Source organism: Aestuariibaculum sediminum (genome assembly GCF_014596945.1).
Taxonomy (GTDB): domain Bacteria; phylum Bacteroidota; class Bacteroidia; order Flavobacteriales; family Flavobacteriaceae; genus Aestuariibaculum; species Aestuariibaculum sediminum.
In genome coordinates, this window is record NZ_JACVXB010000002.1 from 221,299 (window position 1) to 243,836 (window position 22,538).

Below are 22,538 nucleotides of genomic sequence, written 5' to 3' on the forward strand. Positions count from 1 at the left end.
CATGAAAATAAAGAATATAATATTTACAATATGTTGTTTTTTCGTCATTTTTAGTTGTGATGATAAACTCGATATTTTACCACAGGATGGGTTAGGGTCAGCAACCCTATATCAAAATGAAGCAGGAGCCACGGCAGGATTAATGGGGGTATATAGTAGGGTGGTGAGAGCTTATAGAGAATCTGTTATTAATGCAATGTATCCATCAGCTGGAACCGATGAAGGTTTTGAAAATAGAAGTGTTAATCGTTTTTATTTAGAAAATAGTTTTTCCAGCAATAATTCAGATGTTCTTGATGCTTGGACTTTGCTTTATGAAGGCGTAAATGCAGCGAATGTTATGCTTGTAGAGGTTAATAACTCTGAAGGTTTAACTGATGCACAGAAAGTAGCATTTACAGCTGAAGCTCGTTTTATTAGGGCTTATTTATATTTCGATTTACAAAGAAACTTTGGTGGTTTAGAGGGTATTCCCTTGCCCACAGAAACAACAATAAAACAATTATTACCAAGAACCAAAGGAGTAGATGTGTATAAACAAATCATTTCAGATTTGGAATATGCCGAAGCTAACTTAAAAGACATTCAAGAAGTGGCACCTGGTCGGGCAAGTAAATCTGCAGCTCAGGGGTTATTAGCAAGAGTTTGTCTTTATCGAGCAGGAGAACCGTTTGCTAACGATGGGGACTACTATACAAAAGCAAGAGATTGGGCTAAAAAAGTTATGGATAACGGTTACCATGAGTTAAACTCTAGTTATGAGGATGTCTTCAATAAATTAGCACAAGAACAGTATGATACTAAGGAAGTGTTGTTTCAAATAGGTTTTTTCTTTGGAAATCAGGATCAGCAACAATCAGGGAAGTTAGGCTCCACAATTGGGTTTAGAGTGGATGATGGTTCATGTAATAACAGAGGCTTTGGATTAATTTCAGCAACGATATCATTAACAGATGCCTATAGAAATGATGCAAATGATGAACGTGGGCTATGGAATGTTTCTCCTTATTACATTCCAAGAAACAATAATTGTGAATTCGCAACTTCGTTTAATCAATTGGCTTATGCGGCATCAAAATATCGTCGTTTACTAGAGTCTGGAGGAACAGGTAGTTATGGACCGCATCACTGGCCAGTGTTAAGATATGCCGATGTTTTGTTAATGTATGCAGAAGCTGAAAATCAATTAAATCCAGGATCGACTGAAGCTTTAAATGCTGTAAATAAAGTTAGAAACAGAGCTCATGCAACACCCATAACAGGCACAATTACAACCGAATTGATTCAGGAAGAACGTCGATTGGAGTTATGTTTTGAAGGCTTACGTAAGTATGATTTAATTCGATGGGGAGTTATGCAAGAAAAAGTGCAGGAAACTATACAGGCTTTACAGGCGGCCGATGGAACAGAAAATACTGATTGGCCACTATATGGAACGGGTGTGCCTGCCACCAGAACAAATACCCTACAAGGATATTATTTGGATAGTTATATGAATTATGATGATAGTAAGCATAAACTTTTACCTATTCCAGAACAAGAGTTAGGAGCGAACGATTTGGTAATTCAGAATCCAAATTGGTAGTAAAATGATAATTTTAAACAAATAGACAATGAAGAGTTTTAATATAATAGTAGTATTTTTAATAGTAGCTACATCCTTGATTCAAAGTTGTGATAATTTAGAAGAGGTATCTACCCCTGAATTCAAAGTAATACTTAATTCGCTTGAGGTTAAGGCAGGCGAACCAGTAATGTTTACGGTAAGTAATGCTCCGGATTTTTTGAAGTTTTATTCAGGCGAATTTGGACATCAATATAAATACAAGGACAGAACCAATGCAGAAGGTACTGTAACTATGTCGTTTGAAAATTCTCAAAAATGGGGATTAGGTTCTAATGCTAAAGATACGTTCACCGTTTGGTACTCTAAAGATTATGATGGTTCTGGAACTCCGGAGGCTGTGAATAGTGCTACTTGGATAGAAATAACAGATCGATTTGATATTTCTACACGGTACGATTTTACCTTTCAAAGTTCAGGTATTGTTGATATTACAGATTTAGCTGATGGCAATACTATTTATTTTGGTTTCAGATATTTTTCTGATAATGTAGTAGATCGTGGAGCTGAATGGTATTTCAATGATTTAAGTATTCAGATGGATGTAGAAGAAGCTCCAGCTCCCTTGACCGTTGCAGATGAGACTACACCTGGATTCACTCCAGTGGATGTGCAGGGTGTTGTTGATGCCTGGAATGCTGCGAAGTGGTACTGGGATTCAGGTAAAGGACATTGGAGAATGCGTGGTAACAGCGACAGAATAGTTAATGAAGATTGGTTAATTACTAATGCAATTAATTTAACTGCTGTAAATCCAGATATGGGGATTAATTTAAAATCATATTCAACATTGTTAAATAATTTCGAGTATACATATGCAACCCCAGGAGTATATACTGTTACTATGGTCGGTAACAATACTACAATTTATGGAAATAAGGAAAAAGTAGAACAATTTACAATTAAAGTAATAGAGTAAACACTCATTTATTTGTAATTTGGTAAGACCGGTATTGTTTATAATAATGCCGGTTTTTTTTTAATGTAGTTTGTGATGAATTTGTTTGAAATGGGCATTGTAAACTATAATTGAATAGGAAACCCCTCTTGTTAGAATAGCTAGGCACGTTAAATTCGTGTTGAAGTGAAGTAATTTTATCTCGGAAGAATAACTAAAAACTTTAATCATGAGAAAAATTACCAAACAACTATTAGTTTTAATACTGTTTACAGTTAGTATTAAACAATTTGCACAAACAACCAATGGAACCGGTTTACCTGGAGATGACCTTATTTTTTACGAGGATATGAGATATACTACAGGAGTCTCAGGGTTTGAAGTGACAATATCTGAAGCAACTTTAACTCCTAGCGGAAACTCATCAATTCCTGCAGATGGATTGACTGCAGGAGAAATAGGGTATATAAGACCAGATAATAATTATCCGGCTGGAGATGTGAGAGACAATAGGTCCTTAAGAATTCAAGCCAATGACGGAAGTGCGAATTATGATACCGACGTTTGGGTGGTAGTTAATTCTATAGATTTAAGTTCCTATGATTCGGGGTCTAAATTTTTCACATTCTCAACAAGAACAACGTTTCGTGAGGATGGAGGAGCTAATTTAGACACAGATACTTCGGTATTATATGCAACAGATTTTGTTACAGGTACTGATCCAACGACAGTTACTTGGACCCCAATTACAACAACTCCAGTAGCAGATTCAGCCGAAATGGGTGCAGACGGGGTATGGACAACTCAGACGGTAGACTTGTCGGAAATTACTTGTGGCACTCAGTTCGCTATTGCTATTAGAAGGCAATCTAGTGCAAATGGACCTGTGGGAGGTGCCTTCGATTCAGGAACTAATAGAAATGGAACTTTTAATATTTCAGATTTAACTTATACTGGTTCTACAACACCTTTACTATCCGTAAACAAACCATTTTTGGTTGATGGTATTAGCCTGTATCCAAATCCAGTTAAAAATCAATTGAATATTAGAAGTTTAAACCCAAATATTATAATTAAAAATGTTCATTTAATCGATATTACAGGAAAAACTATTTACAAAAGTGGGTTTAATGAAGTTATAAATGTAAGTCGATTTTCAAAAGGTATTTATATTTTAAAATTAGAAGACATAAAAGGCAATTTGTTAACTAAAAAAATTATTCTGAACTAAATTTAATCCATAAAGGTTCAACTAAATCCAAGCTATAAGGAGTTGAGCCTTTTTTATTTTTAAGAAACTCCAATTTTGCCTTAAAAATGAGGTTTTTAATGGGAGTGAACAGAGAACACCACTTAAATGAACCAGATTCCCCTCTATTTATTTACTGGTTAAAATAACCTTTGTTTCACAACATCTATAAAAGAGTATTTCTGGGTATAGATTAAATCAAAATAAAATGAAATTCAATCAAACCAAATTAGCAGTCAAAAAGATTAAAGAAAACAAACGCAAGCTCTTAGGTGCATATGTGATTGGTGTAATATTGTTTTGCTTTAGTTGTAAAGAATTAAAAGCGAATAATGAAATTGGATTGGCATCAGCCAAGGAGTTGGATACTTTTAATTTAGAATCACTAATTGCAGACTGCGAAACACAATTAGAAATTTCAGTTCCGAAACTAACTGATTTATCTAAACATCCCAGATTAATAGAAACGGGAAAAAAGGAATGGAAAGAAGTTCCAAACAACAGATTGGTCTGGACATCTGGGTTTTATCCGGGTGTACTTTGGTATATGTATGATATTAGTCAGAATGAAAAGTGGAAACTCGAAGCTATAAAACGAACAGAAGTATTTGATAGTTTTAAAACTATAACGGAACATCACGATATAGGTTTTATGATGTTTCCTGCTTTTGGCAAGGGTTATGAATTAGGAGGGAAAAAAGAATATAAGGACATTTTATTAACCTCAGCCGGGTCTCTGGCAAGTCGATTTAATCCGCAAGTGGGCACTATTAGGTCGTGGTCTAACAAAATGCATCCAAGATGGAAACAACATATTACCATTATCGATAACATGCTTAACCTTGAGTTACTATTTTGGGCAGCAAAACATGGAGGAGATACAAAGTTTTATGACATAGCTGTAAAGCATGCTGAAACAACAATGAAAAATCATTTCCGAGAAGATTACACATCATGGCATGTTTTGGAATATGATTCAATAACTGGGGCTGTTTTAAACAGACATACAAAGCAAGGTTATGCTGATAATAGCCGCTGGTCTCGGGGACAAGCTTGGGGTGTTTATGGGTATACCATGGTTTATAAAGAAACTCGGGACAAAAAGTTTCTGGAATTTGCTCAAAAAATAACCGATAAATATTTATCATTATTACCTGATGATTATGTACCATGTTGGGATTTCGATGTTGCTAACAATCCAAAAGAGGAGAAAGATGCTTCAGCTGCTGCTGTTGTAGCTTCAGCATTATTAGATTTAAGTGAGTTTGTTGATAATAAAAAGGATCAAGAGCGATATTACGATGCAGCTTTAAAGATGTTAGAATCACTTGGTTCTGATAAATATTCAGGCGTTGGTAAAACGGATTCATTTTTACTGCATTCAACAGGAGCTAAATCTTTGGGGCATGAAATTAATGTAGCCCTGATTTATGCCGATTATTATTATATTGAAGCATTGGATAGATTAAAGAAAATTAGAGAAAAAGGAAAATTATAAATTATGAAAAGCTCAGTCTTTTTAAAATTATCGTTAGTATTTATTTTATTTGGGGGAATATGCGCCTGTCAATCAGATTCTAAAAAGATAAGTAAACAAAAACCCAACTTATTGTTTATTTTTCCTGATCAGTTAAGAAACGCAGCAATTGGAATTAATAAGCAGGACCCTGTTTATACCCCAAATATTGATAAATTGGCTAAAGAGGGGATGGTCATAACAAACGCAATAAGTAATTATCCATTATGTAGTCCATATAGGGGTATGTTAATGACTGGAAAGTTACCTTACAATAATTCTGTTTTAAGTAATAGTAATTCAAGGCGTTATAAATATAATAATTCTTGGCAAAAGGAAGATGTTAGCTTTTCGGATGTGTTAGTGCAAAACGGTTATGATGCAGGTTATGTCGGCAAACTGCATTTAACCTCACCCGCACCTATTGCTGGTAAGGATAGTGTTATCTGGGATGCCTATACACCTAAAGAATTCCGACATGGATTTAATTTTTGGTACTCTTATGGAACTTTCGATGTTCATAATACACCGCATTATTGGCTAAATGATGCTAAAGAAGATGAACTTACTCATGTAGATGAGTGGTCGCCGAAGCATGAAGCAGATGTAATAATAAACTATTTAAAAAATCCATCAGAAAAGACAAGAAATAAAGATAAGCCCTTCGCATTATTTTGGTCTGTGAATCCACCACATCCTCCTTATCAATATGTTCCTGAAGAATATGCTAAAATTTATGAGGAACGATCTTTGGAAGAACTTTTGGTTCGAGAAAATGTGAATTTACAAACTCAGGCAGATGATTTAGCATTTCATAAGGGAGCAACTAGAAATAGAACACATCTCGCAAAAGATCATGTTAAAGATTATTTTGCCATGATTACTGGAGTTGACGAACAAATTGGTCGAGTGTTACAAACTTTGAAGGAGGAAGGTTTAGAAAAAAATACTATAGTTGTTATAACCTCAGACCATGGAGAAATGATGGGAAGTCACGGATTGATGTCCAAAAATATTTGGTATGAAGAATCTATAAACATACCATTCATTATTAGATGGCCAGAAAGGATAAAATCGCATCAAACCAGCGATTTAATTGTTAGCGCAACTGATGTTATGCCTACGTTACTTAATTTATTAAGAGCAACCGACGGTTTTCCGAAGGATCTAGACGGAGAGGATTTATCAGCTTTATTTTTGGGGAAGAATGAAGAAGAACCAACTTCTGCGTTGTATTACTATATAGAAGAAGGAAAGCCAGAGTCGGGGCATCGTGGTATTAGAACAAAACGATATACCTATGTTATAACTTTCGATAATCAAGATTTAGAGCGTAAGGTACTTTTTGATAATGTTGAGGACCCGTTTCAAAAGAATAATATTGCAGGGAATAACCTAGAAATAGAAAGTGAATTACATCAAAAATTATTAGCGCAATTAAAAAGTAAAAACGATCCATGGCTTAAGCGATATTTAAAACTAACAGATACAGAAAAATAAAAAGATAAAAAAGAAGATAGTTACTAGGATGAGATTAATAGCATTAAAAATATTTTTATTATGGTCAGCACTGGGCTTCTCTCAAAAGAAGCCAGCTGTTGAATCTTTTGAATCTGAAAAAAGCCTCGAGTTTTACGAAATTTCTAATGGAAACCTTACTATTAGTAAAGTGCATAGACGGTTTGGTAAAACTTCACTTCAATGGGAGTGGAATGGTGAAAGCACTTTCGGAACATCAAACTTTAAAATTCTTTCTCATGAAGAGAGTCCATTAGAGTATGGCGATCATTTTCCTGCTAGTCCGACATTAGCTATGTCTATTTACAATGAGACACCAACAAATGAGAAAATTACTGTATTTTTTGAAAAGGAAGGCGTGAATCAGGTCTGGTTCGATATAAAATTATCTTTTAAGGGGTGGCGACGCATTTGGGTTCCTTTTTACGAGATGCAAGGTAAGGCACCAGAAAAGGAAACATCTGTGAACTATGATTATTTTAAAGTGAAAACTCAGGCTAAATCCGGAAAATTATTTTTTGATGATATCATCTTTTCACAATATCAGGATGACAGACACCAATATCCGGATATGCTAGTTCCATTCATAAAATCTGATCAGGATTTAGCAAAAGATCATTGGATGCCTTTAATAAGAAACTATAAACGTATAGAGACTATTGCGCCCGCGCCAGTTTCTATGGCTATGCGAATGGATTTAAAACGGTTTGAGTTAGCTATAGATCAAGATCTGACCATAGACAAGAAATACAAGGTTTACATAAATACACTTCGCGACCTTTTTAACAGTCTTCAACTTGAAGATGATGGTAAAACAGTTTTAGGTCCACCTTTAACTTTTAAGGAACAGCAGGAATATTTTAATGAAAATCAACAAGGAGATAAGGTTTTTAACGACATAAAAAAATTAGGAACAGTTTTAAAAAAGTTAGCTAATTTTCATGATAGAGCATCTACTGAAGAACGAGATGAAATTGAGTCTATGTTTTTGGCAGGAACGAAGTATTTTCTTGATCAAGGATGGCAGGCAGGTTCCAATGGAGGCACTAGACATCATATTGGGTATAATGTTATCGAATTGACACAGGCATTTTATATTATGCGGCAGTTTTTATATGACAATAATCTTTTAAACGATGTAGGGGCAAGTCTGCACTGGTTGTTTAATTTAGGGATGATTTTGGGTGATGAAAATGAATTTCATGTAAATATCGATTATTTAAATACGCAGTCTTATTATCATTTAATGCTAATATTTTTATTCGATAGTCAGGAAAAACAAGCGGCATTATTAAGAGCATATTCAAAGTATATATCAATTATTTTAGCACAGCAAAAAGAGGAGTGGGGCTTTAAAGTGGATGGTACTTCCTGGCATCATAACGGGCATTATCCCGCTTATGGTATAGGTGCTTTTAAGTCAGTTCCAAAGATAATCAATACTTTGGCAGGAACGCGATTTCGTATAGGGAAGGAAGGTCATGAAAACTTTAGAAAAGCCTTTTTAGCGACAAGAATTTATAGTCAGTTATATAACTGGGGTTTTGGTAATGCAGGGCGTCATCCCTTAGAGAATAATGGTATAGAATCACTTCAAGAGCAGTTTTTATTAATGGCTAATGCTGGTAACCCCGAAGGTACAAGCAAAATAGATAAAGAAGTGGCTGCTGCGTATTTAAGACTTTGGGGTAAGGATGATATCATGAATAAAACCATTTTTACAGATGTTAATGGTATTTATCCTGAGCGATTGCATGGGTATTACACATTACCTTATGCAGCTACGGCAATTCATAGAAATCAGGACTGGGCTGCTATCGTTAAAGGGTATAGTAAGTATGTATGGGCTTCAGAAATTTATGTTAGCGAAAACAGATATGGAAGGTATCCTGCCAATGGAACAATTCAATTATTAAATAGTAATGGTGAATCAGGAAGTGGTTTTCGACAGGAAGGCTGGGATTGGAACAGATTTCCAGGTGCCACTATAATTTATTTGCCTTTGGAAGAATTGGAGGCTAAAATGCCTTTACTCATGTTTCGCTCTAATGAAACCTTTGCAGGTGCGAACCGCTTAAATGATAATGGTGTATTCGGAATGATTCTAAATGAAGGTAAAGGGTCTAACGCTGATGGCCTTGAATCTAAAGTAGGATACCCAGGTAAATTAAAAGCCAAAAAGTCTGTGTTTTCGTTTGGTGATAAATTAATTTGCATAGGGACCGATATATCTAGTATTGATACAAAAAACCCAACCCAAACTAATTTATTTCAAACATATTTAAAAGACACCAAAAGTCCCGTTATAACAGCTGTGGAAAGCATTAAAAAATTTCCTTATAGTGGAAATTTGAACCCTGATGATGTATCGAAAAATTGGTTGATAGATCCTTATGGAAATGGGTATCATATTCTTTCAAATGCATTAGTACACATAAAAAAGGAAAGACAACAATCTTATCATAATAAATATTCTGTTAATACTGGAAATATGCATCCTAAAGGAAAAGGAGTAAAAGAAACCCAAGGTGATTATGCCAGCGCATATATAAATCATGGTCTCGCGCCTAAAAAAGCATCTTACAAATATGTTATTTATCCGTTTTTAGATGAAGAAAAACAATCTAATTTTGATAAAATTGTTAAATCAGAATTAACTTTCGATATTAAACGTGCCGATAGTATTGCACATATTGTATTGGATAAAGAAACTAATACTATGGGATATGTAATTTTTGAAGGTAAAACGGATTTAAATAATGGTTTACTAAAAAAGGTTTCAAATCCTTCTTTAGTTATGTTGAAAGAAAATGGCGATAAGGATATTAGCTTAAGTGTTGTTCAGCCTGATTTAAATTTCCCTTTAAAGGAGAGTGGCAAATTTAATAACTACAGTCAGGAAGTATCAGTAACCCTTCTTTTAAAAGGAAAGTGGAGTTCAGTTCCTGTTAATTTTATAGAGCAAATTAGTTATTTAGACGGAAACACTAGTATTGTTTTGAAATGTGTTAATGGCTTACCAAGAGAATTTAATTTAAGAAAATTATAAAAAAGACAAATTTTTAAGTATTAATAATGAATAATTTAATTAAAGGAATAGTTAGTGCTGTAGTTTTACTTTACGTTAGTTTTGGGACCTTAGCCCAACAAAGACCTAATGTTATTTTTATTCTGGCTGACGATTTAGGCTATGGTGATGTTAGCAGCTATGGAGCTACAAAAATAAAAACACCAAATTTAGATAAATTGTCAGATCAAGGTATAAGATTCACAAATGCACATACAACTTCGGCAACATGTACTCCATCTCGTTATGCAATTTTAACAGGACAATATCCTTGGCGAAAGACAGGAACAGGTATTTTACCTGGAGATGCTGCTTTAATTGTGCCAACTAATGAAATAACCTTACCAAAGTTGTTTAAAAAGGCAGGTTATAACACTGCTATTGTAGGGAAGTGGCATTTAGGTTTAGGTGAAGCTGTCGATAAAAATTGGAATCAATCTATTAAACCTGGCCCAAACGAAACGGGATTTGATTATTCCTATATTTTTCCTGCAACAGCAGACCGCGTACCAACGGTTTTTATGGAAAATCATAATGTGGTCGCACTAGATTCTTTAGACCCTATTGCTGTAGATTATAAAAACAAGGTTGGAAATGATCCTACTGGTTTGGAGAACCCAGAATTGCTTAAAATGAAATCCTCGCCGGGTCAAGGTCATAATAATACTATTGTTAATGGCATTGGAAGAATTGGGTTTATGAGTGGAGGTCGCAGAGCAAGATGGACAGACGAAGAGGTACCGATGACATTTTTGTCCAAAGCAAAGGATTATATTGAGGATAATAGAGATCATCCATTTTTTTTATTTTATACTTTAACCGAACCCCATGTACCTCGAATGCCTTCGACTATGTTTAAGGGTAAAAGCGGTTTAGGCTATCGTGGAGATGCTATTTTGCAATTAGATTGGGCGGTAGGTGAAATAATGAAGCACCTTGAGTTCTTAGGACTTAAAGAAAATACAATACTTTTATTTTCAAGTGATAATGGCCCCGTTCTGGACGATGGTTATATTGATGGAGCAGTTACTCAACTAAATGGACATACACCTTGGGGACCATTACGAGGAGGAAAATACAGCGTTTTTGAAGCAGGTACTCGAGTACCAATGATGTTAAGCTGGCCAGGTACCATAAAACCTAAAGTGTCATCCGCTATGATTTCGCAAGTTGATTTATTAGGTTCTTTTTCAAAAATGCTGAATATTGAGTCAGGATGGGAAAAGATGGATAGTGAAGATGTTTTGGAAGCTTTATTAGGAAAATCTCAAAAAGGGAGAACATACTTGGTAGAGCAGGGGCTTAGAGATAATTTAGCTATAATAAAGGATCATTGGAAATTTATTGAGCCTCATGGAGGACCAGCGATTGAGAGGCTTACAAATATCGAGTTAGGTAACTTAAATAAACCGCAATTATATAATTTATCGACAGATATTGGAGAATTGTATAATCTCGCCGATAAGTATCCTGAAAAGGTAAAAGAGTTATCGATACAGTTAGAACAAATTCGTAATAATAATTAATGGTTTAATTTAGGGTACTTATAAGAAAACCGTCGTAGGTACCATTCGGAAATCATCTCCAAATAGTGGCGGAATATGCTCATTTTAATTTATAATCATACAGATGCTGGTGACGTCCAAAAGGAGTTGATTACAAATAGGATGCGGAGCAAGTTATATAGTATTGAATTAAAGATGAATCGTAGCTTCATCCCTAATTCAACACGTTTAAAAATATTAAAAATGAGATAGTTAAAAGAATAAATATTAACTTTGAAGAACTGGACTAGTGCTTTTCATAGGATACATTGTTGTGTACAGTTTTTATATGTCCAATCTGTCAATTTTCCAATAAACATATTCTCCGATTATTTTTTTATCATTTGTCCAATTTCCAGTATTTAATTCAAATTCTCCGAAATCAATATTCACAGGATTAATACTCAAAACCTTTCCATAAGCCTCATATTCCCAATCTCCTTTCCGCTCAATTTTTATTTCTTTTTTAGAATTTTCAGAGAAGATAATGTCCCATTCCAATTCAGCACTTATAGAATCTAATTCCAATTCAGTTTTTTGTCCGATTTTGAATTCAGTTCCATATGAAAACGCTTGAATTATTCCACCATTTTTACCTTTAAAAGAGACAGTTCCTTCAAAGTGCTCTTTGTCAAGAAACCAATCAGTTTTAATTATTTCTGTCGTTATTTTCAATCCCTTTGAGGTTGTTTCTTAAATTGTACACAACGTGTTTGGCTATGGTTTCGTTGCGTGAAAATCCGCAAGGATTTTCCGCTGTAAACCGAAGATAGCAAATTTGCGAGGACTTTCCGCTAGGAAAGTCAGAAGCAATGAACTATAGCCGGTGTTACCCAACGTTTTTTAATTCGGGTCGATATAATTTCCACTATAATTTCCAGATATCACTTTGCCATCTTTTCGAGTAAATGAAAAAGTCAAGTCAACCGTTGTATCTGTCAAGTTGTTAATTGTTACCGTAGAACTTGAAGCGTAAATATCCAAATTTGAATCGCCATCAGAAAGAAATACAGTTCCAGGGGTAAATTCACCACTAATTAATGTTCCGTTTATTGAAAAATCATAGTCCCAAATTTCCGTGTATGTTTTTTCTTGTAAGTCAACTTCGGTAAAATCAAAATAGATAAAAGTAATGTTTGTCAAATCATTGCCACTATTAATTTCTGAGGTCGTTTTATTAAAGAGACTTATTCCAATGTCACTTGGGTCGTTAGTTGTTGTATTTTCATCGTTAATCCAAGCAGTAGTTATGTCATAGGTAGTTCCGTTAAATGTAACTTCATTTTTTGATTGATTTGGATTGTCGCCATTATCGTCCGACGAACAACTTGTGATAAAAATTGTTATAGTAAAAAGAACTACTAATCTGATTCTTTTAAAATTCATAGTTGATAATTTGAGTTTATTTAAAAAAGTAACCTAACGATAGACTCACCACAGAATTTTTATATCTATCGTTTTTAAATATTTCTATTAATCCATAACTGTATCTTGCTTGTAAAAATAGGCTTTCATTAAATTTCAAGGATAGACCTCCATTTAAAGCAAAGTCAATTGTATTTGTGTTAGTGAACTCAACTTCCTCACCTTTGTTATTTTGTGGATATTCAATTTCTCCCTTGCTATCTATTAAAAAACCTATTTGTGGGCCAAAATGAAAACTTAAGTTTTTAATAAACTCAAATTTTGCTTGAATAGGGATGTCTATGTAGTCTAATTTAGCATCAATTGATATTGTAGGTTCATTTGTGTTACGAATGCTAATCAAACCTCCTTTTTTGTTGTAAAGCAATTCAGCTTGTAGTGAAAATGATTCTGATAATTCCAATTCTGCTAAACCACCAATATTAAAAGAAACGTTATCGGTAAAGGCACTTTTACCTGTATGGAATCCAGAAAGATTTATTCCTGCTTTAGCTCCATATCGAATGTTGTTTTGGGCTATCAATTTTGCAGTAACAATTACAAAAATTATTAAAGTTAGTCTTTTAATGTTCATAAGTTTATTGTTTGGTCAAAATGTTGGGTAACGGCCCGGCTAAAAAGCGTTGCCGAACCGCAGGGCAGCTATGATTTTTTAGCCATTGTTAGGCCACGTTATATTTTCATTTATTTTCTGTTTTTCGTATTCCAATAGGTCTTTTGAATTAAAAAGCTCCTTATCGCGAATAAATTCCAAAACACGATCTTGATCTAGGTCAGTTGGAATTTGCTCTTGAATTTTTCTGATTGCACTACCCGGAATACCATATTCACTTAAAATCGCCAAATTTTCACGGAGAAAATCGTTTTCAATATGATTTGCGTAATAAATATAGTTCCCTGGTCTTAACCCAAACTCAGCACAAACAAACCTTTGGATTTCACTGACCACCGACAACCATTTTGGCACTTTATATTGAAACCAGTGCTTCATTATCTGAAAAGTGTCTTGAATAGCCTTGTCCATTAAATCTGCGTCTTCAATATCCTTATTTCCTTCAAGCCTTCTTAAATAAGCAAAATTGTTATTCACCAAATAACTAATGTCCTGATTAAGACCATAATTAAAGGTCATATTTACAAGTTTACCTTTTGTCATTGGCCTTGTAGTTTCACCTTCAACAATCAAATTGTCCCAACAAATTCCTAAAATGTACTCTAACTGCTTATAACGTGGTTGATTCCAGCTAATAAGCTCGTATTTAGAATGAATGTCATTACGTAAAGTATCGAAGATATTCTTCTGACCATGAACTTTAACTCCATTCTTCTTAATTATTTGCCTTTCATTCTCTGGAATAGATAGAATAGCTTCATACTGCTCAGAGGTTCTGTCTTTTACTTCCTCTTCTGAGAGTTGAATTAGGATTTCATCTTTAATAGGGTTTTGCTGATAAAATGGAATATCAATTATAATTTGCTCTTTCAGAGGAGGAGGATTAAAGTTGTAGATGTTCCCGACATAATGAATCATCATTCTGCCGGCTCTTCCCTTAATATTTGAGTAGTCAAAATAATCAACATCATTCGGACCCTTTTTTTCATCAAAATAGATTATGTTCTTCGCACTGGTATTGACTCCTTCAATTATCGTAGATGTGCAAAAAAGATATTTTAATTCTCCCTTATTAAAATAGTCTATTATGGAAGTCGTAATGTGTTTCTGTAATGCACCATCGTGAACACCGATATCATATTTTAGATTTTTAAGAATGCTCCATTCTTTGGTTACATAATCAATTATCCAATTGCTTAACGGATATTCATTATTACTGGCTTTCGCTTCAATGTCTGATAAATAATGGCAAAACTTCTTCGACAGACTTCTAACTCTATTTGGAGAAGAACAATAAATTATTGTCTGCTCATTTTCAAGTTCATGTAATAAGTCAAATAGAACTTTTTCCTTGAATCGTGCTTTTTTTCCTCTTTGTCCAAACTCCCCTTTGTATTCTTTATAAACATCAATAGATTTAGAATCTACAAGCGAATAATCACTTTTAATAAAGACAGCATTGTGTCGCTCGGCAAAACCCTCACTGATTCCATCTATATTAGGGCCTAGCAAGTAGAATTTTGGAGAATAGGTTTTTAATATATGATTGAAGGCATTATTGAGTGAGGAAGATCTTTCGTCATCTCTATTTCCACTTAATTTATAAAACTCGTCAATTACTAAAAAATCGACATTGAAGAAATCTTGGTACTCATTTACTCTCTCCGCAGTAAACAGGAAAATATTCCCTTTTTGTTTATCTGATTCTTGTGAAGTTCTAACTATTAATTTATAGTGTTCGCGATACTTCAATAGTTTTCTACGGGTCTCATCAAGTAGTGCTAGTGTCGGCTGAATTATTACAATATTTTGGTACTTTCTGGATGATACAACTTCTTCAATCAAGAGGCTTTTACCAAAACTAGTGGGGGCGCTTACAATTACGTTTTGATCTGTCTTTAAGTACTCTAACAACTCTAGTTGCTCTTCATGGAAATATTTTGAAGGTATATTTTCTGAATGGTGCAAGCCTTTTCTTATTTCAGCTGGAAGATTTTTCAACCCTTTGAACTCGTCTTTCTCTAAGTATGGATAAAAGCCAGATGACTCAATTAAATCAATCCATATATCATGAGTCGATTTTTCGAGTTTGTCCCAATTACTCAAAGCGTTAATTATTATTTTACGAGCAGAAGAATCGTCTGTTTTGAGCAGTGAAGAGCAATATTGAGCATAATCGAAACTTTGATTAAAGTCAAGGGTTTCAAGATTTTCTAAGTCAAATAATATTTCTTCAGAACTACGCATTTTGCTGATTATATAGTTTTGTGTGTAATCTTTTTAGTAATTCTTTCTTACTTGGAATTGGGAATAGTACGAGTAAGATATTTAGTTCGGTTTTCACAGGTTCACCAACGTTGTCTTCGATTTCATTTAGCTTATTTTTAAGTAATTCTTGCAACTCAAGCATCTCTTTCTCATACTCTTGAATAAACTCATTTGTGTTTTCATCAGTGTGAGTTTCATAGAGATTGGATTGATAAGTACACACTAAAGGGATGGTCACAGACTGTAAAAAATCTTGAAGTTTCGCTTCTTTCAATTCCACTTTTGATAAAGCATCGAACCAATACTTTTTATCGTCCAAAAATCGAAGGTATTCGTCCTTTGTGTTTTTATCCTCATAATCATCTGGAGGGATGAATGAATATTTTTTCTTTCCAATTAATGCTATCTCTCGATATAGAAAGTCCTTTTTAAAGTGAGATTCTATATCACCAATTAAATCAGAAATACCGTGAGATCCAGCGTTACCATTTTTTCTTGAATATAATTTCGACTCACCAAAATACAATGAGGAGTTTTCTGGATTATTAAGGTCAGGACCAATATGTACTAGGTCAAATCCATGAACTGTTGCCCCATCTGTATCTTTAAAATATATTTTAGAGATCAGGGGAATTGTATCGACAAAGTCTCTTAAAAGAAGATGAAGTATTAGCTCTCCAAATTCTCCCCGTTTTAGGTATTTGTCTTCTAATTCAATTTCACAATCATTGAGACAATCATCCTTATCAACATAGATTGCTTTTGCTTCTTTGAATTCTTTTATATTGTAAATTGATTTAGCCGCTTCGATTAATTTTCTTCGATCGTACTGTTTTAGAATGCCCGTATGATAACCAAAAGCAAAGTCGACAATTGAATCCATTAACAATTCAGTCAGTGCATCATACCTAAATTCGCCAAAATCAAACCCAACAAAATAGGTCCGCAAATCAGCTTGTTCAAAATGTTGGTGAATTATGTTTTTTGAGTTTGGGGGCATTTTATGTCAATGTTTTTAATGTGGCGTAACGGTCTAGTATAAGAATAGTAGCGGATTTTTATGCACTAACTTTTCGGCTAAACACAGACCTTATTTATATTTACTTACTTTCGTTTTAGCGATAAACCCGCTATTATTTTTATACATTGTTGGCGGTTCGTTTTTCTATTTAAACAGCTCGTTTTTTTCTTTCAAAATTGCATACATTGTCCTACCTTCTTTTGTAACTCTTACAGTTTCGCCAATCTCATTTGTTATTAAATTTTCAACATCACTATTTGTTTTAAATTTTTTAGAAATTGATTTTATGTCAGCAAGTTTTACTTTTTTCTTTTCCTTAAGGATTTCAAGAATTTTAGAAGCTAAAACTGAAATAGGTTTAGAATAAACATCACTAGGTTCAGACGCTATATTTTCTTCTGTCTTATCTGATTTCAAAAATGTTTCAGCTCCTTCTGAACTTAATTCTTTACTAGGCACATAAGTATTCAATGTACTTTCAAAAGCTGTAATTAAAGTTTTTAAATTATTCCTGTCATCTGTTATAAGTTCAGTTGTTGTTTTTGGTAAAATTGCTGCTCCATAAATTGAACCCCAAAGTGAATAATAAATTATTGGGTTTAAAATTTCTTCTTTTTCATTATTTTCAACGAACTTTAAAAAGTCACGACCTGAAGTAAATAAAATTGCTATTGATTTAAGAACTTCATTATTGGTTGATGAAATTTTAAAACCACTTCTTAAACTGTCGAATGATTTTAGGAGTTCTAAAAGATATGTTCTGTCTGCGGATTTATCAAATCCTTTAATACTTGTTTTAAAGTGTCTAGCAATGTCAATTAGCAATTCTTTTCTATTGATAAAAAAGTACTCAATATTTTCAATATTATCTGCTTTTATAAAATACAATAAAGTAGAAGTTAAATATTCTTTGTCAGTAGAATTTAGAAATTCGGGCGTTTTTATTGTTAGTACATCATTTTTAAACTCTGGAATGATTAAATCATCCAAATTCAGCTTGTTAATCTTTCTAGATAAAGTGATTTGTTTTCCAATAGTGAATTTAATATCATTAAAAACATCAGTTACTTTTTTGATGTAATTACTTGGGTATTTTGAACTATATTTTGAATCTATTGCACGTTTTAACTTTTCAATTTTAAGTAATATTGGTAAGTCAATTTTTGACTTACTTAAAATACCTTCAATTAATAATTCATATACTGATGTCTTGAAGATTTCAAACTTCTTAAATGAATTTAGTACGTCAGAAGTAATTGTTGATTCAAGCATAATTGCTTCATCAAGTGTTTCAGTAGATTCATAAAGAGAGTAGATTTCATCTATAATATCTAAAGACTTCTTTTTTTCAAAGTCATTTTCTTCACCTATTTTATTTAGAAATAGAGACAGGTTATTGTTTAGAGATTTTAATAGAAGTGATATTTCTTGCCATTCTTTAGAAGTTTTATTTGAAAAAGCTATTGAACTACCTAAAATAACACCAAAAATTCTGTTTATTATTCTTTCATTTAAGAAAGTATTTGAATTGAGTTCTTTGTTTTTTGACGGTAAATTGGGGTTAGGTAAATCCATAACGAAACAATCTTCTTTAATCACAACAGAATTCTCTTTTGCAATTTTCGCATACTTTGTTTCAATGCTTTTTAAAGATTTTGCTAAAGTTTCATTTAGCTCTTGTTCTCTTCTGAAAATTAATTTAAAGTCGTTAAATAAAAATATAGTTTTATCAATTATTATATAATTTACCCCAGTTTTGTCCTTAATTATTTCAAAGTTATTATTGTCAATACTTGTTTCTAACAATATTGGAAAACCATAATCTTTGTCAATTTCTCTATTATGAAAAATTGGTTTTTCATAACCTATCAAGAAATTTTCATTCTCATTAAGGAAAGTCGCAGAAGCTCTTTTAAAACTATATTTTCTATTTGGATAATATGAAACAGGCGAAATTGATAATGTAGTAAATACACTATTGAAATCGTTTGAGTTAAATGGAATATATACTTTCATTTTACTTTTTTAAAAAGGTAAATCGTCATTTACAGAATTTTTATTCTTTTCGTTATGATACTCAAATAGATTTCTGTCGATATTTTCAATAAAACTTGATAAATGATTTGAGTATAAAATGAATAAATCACGATAACTTCTAGTTAGTGCAACATATAATGGGTTTCTATCTTTTTCATCACTTCCAATGCACATTGGAATGAAAACCGCCTCAAATTGAAGTCCTTTTGCACTATGATAGGTCATTAATTTAGGATTTTCGGTTGTAAAATCTAAATCCATTGAATTAGAACCATATCCTATTTTGGCTTCTACACCCCAATTTGATTTGTCAAAATAGCTTTTTGCTATTTTGACATCATTATTTGTTGGCAGTAATATACCGACATCAGTATAATTTTGTGCTTTAACAACATCTTTTATATAATCCAATTGGTCTTCAAAAGAAGAACATTCCACTAACCTTGGTTTATTAACTCCTTCTTTATTACATCTGTCTTCTAACGGGTCTCTAGATTGAGTTACTTTTTCTGCAATTCGAGCTACTTTTTTTGGCAACCTGTGATTAATTACTAAATTTTCCATTGGAATATTAGTTTGGATTTGGATTTCCTCCATTGTCAGAAGTTTACCTTTGTTCGGTATGTTTTTGTAGAGTTGTTGTGCTGAATCTCCAAAAAGGATAAAATGTTTTTTAGCTGCATTTTGTAAATCAGCTAATTCGTTAGTATCAAAATCTTGAACTTCATCTACAATTATATATTCAGCTGATGCCTTATCTCTTCGATTTACCCATTCCCAATGATAAAGTACTTTAGATTCGTCAACTCCAATAGTGTGTATTCCATCTTCAATAAATTGTTTCAATGCTTTTGTAAACACGATAATCAAGTAATCATTATTTCCTTGTTCAGCAAGTTCTTTTGCTCTCCACAGTGCTAAAACAGTTTTTCCACTTCCTGCACAGCCTTTTACAATAAAAGAACTGCTTAAATTTCTACGCACTATTCTTACTTGATAATCATCAAGTTCAGATTCGTTTATGTACCAAGATTCTTTTGCCATATTTTTTTATTCTATCTAAATATTCTTGTTTAGCACTCTGTTTCTTAAATGACCGCCAACGTGTGTATAAACACACTGGTGTGTTTATTTTTATTATATATACAACGAATATAAGGTAATTACTTAATTAGTAAAATGATTATTCGTACAATTACCCAATTTATAGATAAACTAATTCCTGAGTTTCAATATCGTAATATGGTCGTTGCCCAAATTGATTTGGTTGTAAATTGGTAACCGGAAAATATCTAGCCCCTGCAATAAGTGATTTTAATTCCTGAAATTCTTTTTTAGTAATAGATTTGTTTTCTTCTTTGGTTGCCCAGTTTATTAATCTATCAGCCAAAAGAGTACCAGCCATAGAATTTCCAACACCAGCAAGACTCATTGTGTCTTTTTTTGCTTTTTTTTCTGGGGTAATTTCAGTAGAAGGTAAGCTTTCTTCTGAAAGTGTTTGTAAAACATTTTTTACCTTTCTAGCATGGTGTGCTTTATTACGACAAGTGTCGCTGCAATACTTCTGTACACGACGTCTTTTAGGTTCAAATTCTTTAAAACAATACTGACATTTGTAAAATCTACTTTCCATAATTTAGCGTAAAATAAACGTTTGTTTTACGTATAATACCGTTGATTTTGAGTTTTAAGTTAATTTTAGGTGACATTTGTAACCATTTTTATGGGAATGTTAAAAACCGATTCTAATAAAAATGCATCGGCATCAGCATCACTAATCAATTGTTGCTTTTTAGGTTTTGGCTTTAACACAGGTGTTTTTTTAGTTTGTGTTGTAAGGTATGTATTGGCACTAAAACCCCTCGTTTTTTCCTCAAAGGGACTCCCTTTTATAAGTTTTGAAAACTTGGTTTTTATTTCGGAGTGATGAACTTTAAAAGCATCAAATTGCAATTTAAAAAGCGACCTAACATTTTCCGATAAATTAACAAAATACTTACCTAAATTCACATACATTAAATAAGTAATGTTGACATGAATGTCTAGATGTTCCCAATATTTATTCATTAAAAATTGAAACTGACTTTCTGTTAGTTTTTCTTGAGCATCTAAAAGTAAAAAGAGGTTTTCTTCGAACAGGTTATATTTTGTGGCTATTTCAACTCTACTAAATTTTGTTTCATCAGCTGTTATTTCTTCTTTACGGTTTCTAAAGGCGATAGTATTGATTGCACCAGGTGGCACTAAATCCTTAAATTCTGTTTGTTGAAACTCGTTATATATTGTATCTGGAATATAAAAAATGTATGATCTTGTTAGATTATCACGTATGGTTTTAAAAATATCGTTCATATTTTATTTTAATAAGTGTGAATAATCCTCTGGTATCGCTGCATCGATACTTCTTAGGTATTTTTCAAGCGCATTCATTGTGGAATGCCCAGTGATTTGCATAATTCTACTCTTTACTTCGTTTGGTGGATACTGAGAAATTAACGATTGATATAATTTGGTGATAAACGTATGTCTAAAGCTATATAAACCATAATTATCGTCTATATTGAAATGCTCTTTGACAACCTTTTTAAAACGCTTTGAAAAGTAGTTTCTTTTATTGTTTTCTTCGGTATCCCAGAAATCACCTAATTTATCAGGGGTGAAAAGAAAACTCTCGGGATCAAAACCACTTAAATCAGGAAGTTCTTCAAGCAACATGTCGGGAATGCGTTTAACTTCTAAAGCATTGGTTTTCGATTTAAACTGTATGAGTCCTTCTGCAACATTAATGTCTTTTATTTTAAGCCTGCATACCTCAATTGGCCTTAAAAAGTTATAGGCAACAAACTGAATATAGAGTAGGAGTATAGGATCTTCCTTTTTTAGGTAATTAAATATTGTAGTTTGTTGTTCTTGAGAATAGGTTTTGTTTCGTTCAGGTTTGGCTTTTAAAACCTTAATTTTCTTTACGGGATTAGTAACAATGATGTCGTTATCCTCCATGGTTTGCAAGAGTGCGCCAAGGTTGGTTCTATGATTGTTAAAACTTCTTGCACTGGTGTTTGAAAGCACATGATTAAGGAAAGTTTGAACTACGGCCTTATCAATTTGGTTGATTGTCTTTATTTCTGGCGCAGATTCATTCAACCAGTCTGTAAATTTGTTAGCGTGAAACGTATAATCTTTAAGGGTTCTTTCACTAATAACATTCTTTTTAAGGTTTAAGCTTAAATCGAAAGCTTCCTTAATAGTAGGCGAATTAGGTTGAGGTTTTTCTAAGAACTTGCTTGTTTGATTCTTTCCTTCATTAGATGAGTGAGCAGGTTGAACTTTAGGTGCTACTTCGGTTTTAATCTGTTTTGGTTTTATAGCTTGAGCTTTCTCCTTTTTAAATAAAGCTTCGTTATTTTCAAAAGGATTGTAGCCTTTTTTAAGAAGAATAATAAGTCGTTTTCTATAAGTGGTTAAAACCGAAAGCCGCTCTTCTTTCTTTTTATAAGTATTGGCAATACCATAAATGTTTTTCATTCGCTCTAATTTACCTGTTTTAGGATTGCGAAATGAAAAATAAACATACCAACGTTTGTCTAAATTACCGTTGGCTGTATAGATTTTTGGGGTTGAAAATTGGGGTTTTTTACTCAAATCGTGTTCAAAAACGTGTTCACTTCTGTGTTCAAATGTAAGAAATTCATTTAAATAAGACATAAAAAAAGCGGTTTATGAAACATAAACCGCTAATTGTGAATTGATTACATTTT

Annotated in this window: 17 protein-coding genes; 7 read left to right on the forward strand and 10 right to left on the reverse strand. The window is 33.0% G+C overall.

The window, feature by feature from the left end:
• Position 1 precedes the first annotated feature (1 nt).
• The 7 genes from ICJ83_RS05780 (at position 2) to ICJ83_RS05810 (ending at position 11,398) form a co-directional block, all read left to right on the forward strand.
• A complete protein-coding gene (locus ICJ83_RS05780; RefSeq protein WP_188229430.1) occupies positions 2-1,585 on the forward strand; it encodes a RagB/SusD family nutrient uptake outer membrane protein in 1,584 nt (527 codons plus the stop codon).
• A gap of 28 nt (positions 1,586-1,613) precedes the next feature.
• A complete protein-coding gene (locus ICJ83_RS05785; RefSeq protein ID WP_188229431.1) occupies positions 1,614-2,543 on the forward strand; it encodes a DUF5017 domain-containing protein in 930 nt (309 codons plus the stop codon).
• A 208-nt stretch (positions 2,544-2,751) separates the two neighbouring features.
• A complete protein-coding gene (locus tag ICJ83_RS05790; RefSeq protein WP_188229432.1) occupies positions 2,752-3,753 on the forward strand; it encodes a T9SS-dependent choice-of-anchor J family protein in 1,002 nt (333 codons plus the stop codon).
• A 226-nt stretch (positions 3,754-3,979) separates the two neighbouring features.
• On the forward strand, positions 3,980-5,269 hold the full coding sequence (locus tag ICJ83_RS05795) for a glycoside hydrolase family protein (protein ID WP_188229433.1): 1,290 nt from the start codon (positions 3,980-3,982) through the stop codon (positions 5,267-5,269).
• A gap of 3 nt (positions 5,270-5,272) precedes the next feature.
• On the forward strand, positions 5,273-6,787 hold the full coding sequence (locus ICJ83_RS05800) for a sulfatase family protein (protein WP_188229434.1): 1,515 nt from the start codon (positions 5,273-5,275) through the stop codon (positions 6,785-6,787).
• Between the two features lie 28 nt (positions 6,788-6,815).
• Entirely contained in the window at positions 6,816-9,854 is a 3,039-nt protein-coding gene (locus ICJ83_RS05805) for a chondroitinase family polysaccharide lyase (protein ID WP_188229435.1), read from the forward strand.
• A gap of 26 nt (positions 9,855-9,880) precedes the next feature.
• Positions 9,881-11,398 carry a sulfatase family protein gene (locus ICJ83_RS05810; protein ID WP_188229436.1) on the forward strand — a complete coding sequence of 506 codons (1,518 nt, stop codon included), beginning with the start codon at positions 9,881-9,883 and terminating at the stop codon, positions 11,396-11,398.
• Positions 11,399-11,701: 303 nt separating this feature from the next.
• Here the strand turns inward: ICJ83_RS05810 and ICJ83_RS05815 are convergent, their stop codons facing one another.
• The 10 genes from ICJ83_RS05815 to ICJ83_RS05860 all read right to left on the reverse strand — a co-directional run bounded on the left by ICJ83_RS05815 (position 11,702) and on the right by ICJ83_RS05860 (position 22,485).
• Positions 11,702-12,091, reverse strand: a complete 390-nt coding sequence (locus tag ICJ83_RS05815) for a hypothetical protein (protein ID WP_188229437.1) — start codon at positions 12,089-12,091, stop codon at positions 11,702-11,704.
• A 168-nt stretch (positions 12,092-12,259) separates the two neighbouring features.
• Positions 12,260-12,802, reverse strand: coding sequence for a hypothetical protein (locus ICJ83_RS05820; RefSeq protein WP_188229438.1), 543 nt, complete (start codon positions 12,800-12,802; stop codon positions 12,260-12,262).
• A gap of 16 nt (positions 12,803-12,818) precedes the next feature.
• Positions 12,819-13,415: a porin family protein gene (locus ICJ83_RS05825; RefSeq protein WP_188229439.1), complete on the reverse strand. Its 597-nt coding sequence runs from the start codon at positions 13,413-13,415 to the stop codon at positions 12,819-12,821.
• A 78-nt stretch (positions 13,416-13,493) separates the two neighbouring features.
• Entirely contained in the window at positions 13,494-15,701 is a 2,208-nt protein-coding gene (locus ICJ83_RS05830; RefSeq protein WP_188229440.1) for a helicase-related protein, read from the reverse strand.
• On the reverse strand, positions 15,694-16,722 hold the full coding sequence (locus tag ICJ83_RS05835) for a HamA C-terminal domain-containing protein (RefSeq protein WP_188229441.1): 1,029 nt from the start codon (positions 16,720-16,722) through the stop codon (positions 15,694-15,696). Before ICJ83_RS05835 ends, ICJ83_RS05830 begins: the two co-directional genes overlap by 8 nt.
• A 165-nt stretch (positions 16,723-16,887) precedes the next feature.
• The gene (locus ICJ83_RS05840) at positions 16,888-18,759 is read right to left on the reverse strand and encodes a hypothetical protein (RefSeq protein WP_188229442.1); all 1,872 of its coding nucleotides are present in this window, start codon (positions 18,757-18,759) and stop codon (positions 16,888-16,890) included.
• A gap of 9 nt (positions 18,760-18,768) precedes the next feature.
• Entirely contained in the window at positions 18,769-19,824 is a 1,056-nt protein-coding gene (locus tag ICJ83_RS05845) for a 3'-5' exonuclease (protein ID WP_188229443.1), read from the reverse strand.
• Positions 19,825-19,984: 160 nt separating this feature from the next.
• Positions 19,985-20,413, reverse strand: coding sequence for a hypothetical protein (locus ICJ83_RS05850; protein WP_188229444.1), 429 nt, complete (start codon positions 20,411-20,413; stop codon positions 19,985-19,987).
• Positions 20,414-20,478: 65 nt separating this feature from the next.
• On the reverse strand, positions 20,479-21,132 hold the full coding sequence (locus ICJ83_RS05855) for a hypothetical protein (RefSeq protein ID WP_188229445.1): 654 nt from the start codon (positions 21,130-21,132) through the stop codon (positions 20,479-20,481).
• Positions 21,133-21,135: 3 nt separating this feature from the next.
• A complete protein-coding gene (locus ICJ83_RS05860) occupies positions 21,136-22,485 on the reverse strand; it encodes a tyrosine-type recombinase/integrase (RefSeq protein WP_188229446.1) in 1,350 nt (449 codons plus the stop codon).
• Between the last annotated feature and the right edge of the window lie 53 nt (positions 22,486-22,538).